Raw genomic sequence first — 4549 nt, 5'->3', positions numbered from 1 at the left:
ATAGCCAAGAAACACGGCCTTTTGGGGTCGGTTCAATGCTTCTATTCTTTTATGGCTAGAGTGTGTTACGAGCTTTCTGTTAGCCAGCTAAGCTTTATCGCTCAAGCCTTGTACTCACTGTATTATTCCTTACGGTAAAGAACCGAACAAAAACCAAGCTCAAAAGTTCAACAGCCCCTAAAGTATATGTGAAAATTAAAAATCGACACTTTTATTGGCTTGAAAAAAGAGGTTTGATTTAAGTTTTCAAGCGCCGACAATAGCTTTCATGGTTGGCGGGTACCAGCACATTAGTTCATGCATTTCCGTATGTTCTTTCACCATAAACCCAAGAGAAAGATAAAACTTCTTTGCAATGAAATTATCAGTCGCCACGACCAAGCTCAGTGGCACGGCTGCTTGCGCGGCACAAGTTTGTAAACTATGTATGATGGCTTTGCCAAAACCGTGCCCTCGCGCAACTTTGAGAAAACCGATATCAATCAGATGAACTTCGTTGCAGCCAAAATCGATACTGGCACGACCAATTTTTTCCTGATGTTTTTCGATAATAAAGTACATGGCGTTGGGGAACTGTGCGCCGTATCCCTGATGCTGAGCACGAAATTGCATAGCAACAATTTCATCAATAAAATCCTGATCTCCTTCAATAAATTGTAGTTCTTCTCGCATTTCACGGTGTAGCTTTTCAAGAAATATTTTGTCGTTTGGTGTTGAGGGGCGAATGTGAAGCCCTTTCGGTGGCGTAAATTTTTGCATAAACCAATATCTCGCTAATTTTTAATTAATACTTTAACAATCAAGTGTATAGCATGTGAATGGCGGTAAATCATTCAAATATATGACAGTCAGAGTGATAATGGAGCTGTCTTTGTCAATATTAATGTCAGTATGTCGTCATGTTTCACTTACCCCACTAAGTCTTATTCCTGGTCTGTCATCATATTGATAATAAGCATCTAAAAACTGCGTGTTTTTGCAGCCACTTTCTATGTCTATTGGGTAAGGTACGGTTAGTCCACAAGAATATTCAGGGATTGTGTATTGACCAAAAGTAACAATGTTTGTTGAAATAAATAGGCTACATCCTGAAGTGAGGTTCTCTGGTAATTGGAACCGCCCCAAAAAAACGCTGGCTTGCGGCGCTGCTTTATTTAGTTTCTGTTGTTTGTCTAATGACATTAAATGCACCGACCACAGCCTGGTTTGTTGTTGAAATTCACTGAAGGCTTTTCCTGACTCAATTTCTTTAAACTCTTGCCCAAGAAAGCCATAGTGCAAATCTAAAGTGATTGTTTCTGGGATCAGCACTGCGTCCTGTGACATAAACTGGCAAAGGTGTGTCGAAATGGCATATTGCCCTTCATCAGCTAACCCTTTGGTCATACACTCCATAATGAGGATGTCAATCTCACATTCAGGTTCGTACTGACTTGCATCACAGTTAATAATGCTAATTTCATTACTTAAGCCTAATTTTAGCAACATCTCTTGCAGTCTGGTTGCTGTTGAACTGTTGTACTCCAACAAGGTTAAATTGATATTTTTCCACCCTTTGGCTAACCAGAGGGGTAAGACCAATGCTGCAATAGGGCCTGGGCCAGGGTAAACGATATTCACTTGCGCTTTATCAGAAAAAATATCTACAGCGTCACAAAGGGCTCGCCAATAAGATAATGTGCGAGAGTAGCTTAGTAGGCAATTGGCTGCATTCTGACTACTTAGAATCAAGCCTGTAGTGCCATGGCTATTATCTTGTACTTGTTGTTCACCATTGAGCAATATAAGTAATTGGCATAATAATTCACTTCCTTGCTCTGCCGACTCTACCGCCAGAATCTGTGAAACTAAAGTGCCAATCTCTTTGGCAAAAGTGTTAAAAATCATAAGAAGAAACGGTCCGGTTAAATTCTCTAATTTGTGTCAGTTTTAACGTGTTCTGTTTAGTTTCAATCCAACCCTCAAACTCTTCAAGATCTGGCAATTCGCTCATTATAAAAGATAAAGCATCGTGATATTCAATACCCAACCTGTTTACAAGTAATATATCGAGGTGCTGCTCTTTACTAGCCAATTCGGGATCAACACCAGAGATGGGTATACGACGATATTTATCCCAGAATCGATATAAGTACATCAAACCAGACTTACTTTTAACAAACGGTTTGATAAGACTGACTTTTTCAGAAAAGGGTTGATAATCAAAAGTCCAGTCGGGACTGTTATTTATTTGATAGCAATAATTGATTGCAGTGCCGGCCACAGGAGCGACAAAATTGAGGTTCAATGATGCATTCAAACTAGACTGATTCCGGGTTAACTCGATATCTTGGTACACCTTAATCAAGGTTCTGAACTCTAGATGGCAAATATCACCTAAATCTTTAGGAAGTATAAAATGTCCTTCAAACTTCGATAGCTGGCCCTGGTGAATTTGTTGAGCACTAGCTTTATGTAAAGTAAACACATCCTTTAATTTAACGTGTTGTCGTTCGTTTTTTGCGGGTTTTGCAGGTGTAGCCCAGGCCTCTATCCGAACTTCCTCTGGTATTAATAACCCTTTTGGGGTCAAATATTGTTGTAAGTGAGCAAAAATAGATACTTGAGGTTCACGCTTTAACATGCTGTTCATGGTTTCTGAGACAATGATGTCAAACTCTTGTTCAGCTGGTGTGGGTTGCCACGCTGTAGCATCCGCCACTTCAATGCTGCTAAAAAATGCTTGCATGTCCAAGCACTTTATTACCTTGTGAATAGCTTCAATATTTTCCTGATGTATATCCAATACAGTAATTTGAAGTTGCTTTGGGCTAAATAGATGTAATAAAGGAATAAGGAGAGAGCCCCAAGGTCCTGAACCAGCATACAACAAATGGACCTGACCATTTTCAGTCAATTTATGGGTTATTGCCCGTTTAACGCCTCGTAAAAATTGAAAACTTCTGATCGCTTCCTTTAAGCATCTCGCTCCTTGGGTCGGCATGATAGCCACACCGTAGGCAGTTGAAATATCATCTCCTTTCGCCATATCGGCCTCGGCTGAGATTCCCGACATTTGATACATGAGATCAGATAATAACCATGATAGCTTGAATCTATTACCTTCAGCCATGTTTTCATTCTCAAGTAAAAACTGATCTACAAGGCTATTAAACTCGTCTGATAACGATTGATTTTTAACTTTTTCCATTGTCAGTATCCTTGTGTATAAACCTATGCCACTCCTCTCGTGATAAGCTGCAATCGATGACTAGATTGATCCGTGGTTTCACTCCCATATTACGCACACTATGGGGAGCATCGGCATTGATATACCAAAGCTCACCTACATGCATATGTAGTACTTCTCCATTACTTGTAAAATGAACCTGCTCGCTGGATTGTAATGGAATATGGAATCTGCCCTCTCCATTTTCAATATTAAGCCCTAAGTCTCTGTGTTCCTTGATCAGTGCACCCGCTTCCAGTTTCATTAAGCGAATAGATTTTTTGGCGAAAGGTATAGCGTTGATCAACCGATAAATACTTGTCGCAGTATTCACAATGGGTAAATCTACCCACTCGTCACCATGTTCAATTTGATAGCACTGAAGAATCGGATGGCTGAGCTCATTCACCTTGAGCGTTCGCAAGGCAAGTACGCTCCACACCCCTTCATAGTTAGAGCGGTTAACATGTTCAGTCCATAAATTGCTCGGCAACTGCTTGATCTCGGCATCAATGCTCTCATGATAAAGTTCGACTTTACCAATACATTGAGACTGAATAATCGTAGAATCCATGAAGTACCTTTCCAGTTGAGTCCATTCAAAAAACAAATTCTGACTGCAAAATTAGCGCAGCTGTATAAATTTTTTACAAAACATACACTACACTTATTGCTCATCAAGTCACGCATAAATCCGCAAATTGCTCTTTAATTCCGGAGTTTGTTGTGTTTTATTGTATGTAAATAAAAATAAAGGAATCATTGCCTTATGGATACTGAGCTCAAAGCAATCCTTCAGTTTTTTGATCATCTTGGGCTTGCCTATCAACTCACTTCAGTGCGAAGTGATAGTTTTATGCAGGGTATGGATATAAAAAATGGCGTACTACTTATTGATAGAAAGTCATTAATTCATGTTGGAGACCTATTACACGAAGCGGGACATATTGCAGTTACAGAAGAAGCTGTTCGGCACAAGCTTCAAGGGGATGTATCCAGATCCGGTCATCAAGCCGGAGAAGAGATGGCCGCTATTGCATGGTCATGGGCTGCACTTAAACATATAGGTTTGAGGCCAGAGCTAGTATTCCATGAAGATGGTTATAAGCAAGGCTCTAAGTCCATAATCGATGCGTTTAAAAGCAACAATGGGTTTGGCATACCCTTATTGGTATATTGGCAGATGTGTCTGAGCCTACAAAACAACTCCGCTGGCTTTCCCAAAATGCAAAATTGGCTGCGATTGGCGGAGAACGCTTAGTAATACCAATTGCATTAAGTATTTGACCCGTTCAGAGTCCCTCAGTCTTTTCAATTCAAAGCGCATTGGTAAAGAAATGG

5 protein-coding genes are annotated in these 4549 nt (G+C 40.2%); 1 reads left to right on the top strand and 4 read right to left on the bottom strand.

Annotated features, from left to right (window positions below; all coding sequences use genetic code 11):
* Window positions 1-246 precede the first annotated feature (246 nt).
* The 4 genes from AB4238_RS02560 to AB4238_RS02545 form a co-directional block, all read right to left on the bottom strand.
* Window positions 247-759, bottom strand: coding sequence for a GNAT family N-acetyltransferase (locus tag AB4238_RS02560; RefSeq protein WP_372031032.1), 513 nt, complete (start codon window positions 757-759; stop codon window positions 247-249).
* 138 nt (window positions 760-897) lie between these two features.
* Complete coding sequence (locus tag AB4238_RS02555; protein WP_372031031.1) at window positions 898-1887, bottom strand: hypothetical protein; 990 nt, start codon at window positions 1885-1887, stop codon at window positions 898-900.
* Window positions 1877-3190, bottom strand: coding sequence for a hypothetical protein (locus tag AB4238_RS02550; protein ID WP_372031030.1), 1314 nt, complete (start codon window positions 3188-3190; stop codon window positions 1877-1879). Before AB4238_RS02550 ends, AB4238_RS02555 begins: the two co-directional genes overlap by 11 nt.
* A complete protein-coding gene (locus tag AB4238_RS02545; protein ID WP_372031029.1) occupies window positions 3177-3782 on the bottom strand; it encodes an aspartyl/asparaginyl beta-hydroxylase domain-containing protein in 606 nt (201 codons plus the stop codon). The genes AB4238_RS02550 and AB4238_RS02545 overlap by 14 nt, the downstream gene beginning before the upstream one ends.
* A 195-nt stretch (window positions 3783-3977) precedes the next feature.
* Between AB4238_RS02545 and AB4238_RS02540 the strand changes: the two genes are divergently transcribed.
* Window positions 3978-4469, top strand: coding sequence for a hypothetical protein (locus AB4238_RS02540; RefSeq protein ID WP_372031028.1), 492 nt, complete (start codon window positions 3978-3980; stop codon window positions 4467-4469).
* Window positions 4470-4549 lie beyond the last annotated feature (80 nt).

Source organism: Shewanella sp. 10N.286.45.A1 (assembly GCF_041470405.1).
Taxonomy (GTDB): Bacteria; Pseudomonadota; Gammaproteobacteria; order Enterobacterales; family Shewanellaceae; genus Shewanella.
This window is presented reverse-complemented; position numbering and strand designations above follow the sequence as displayed.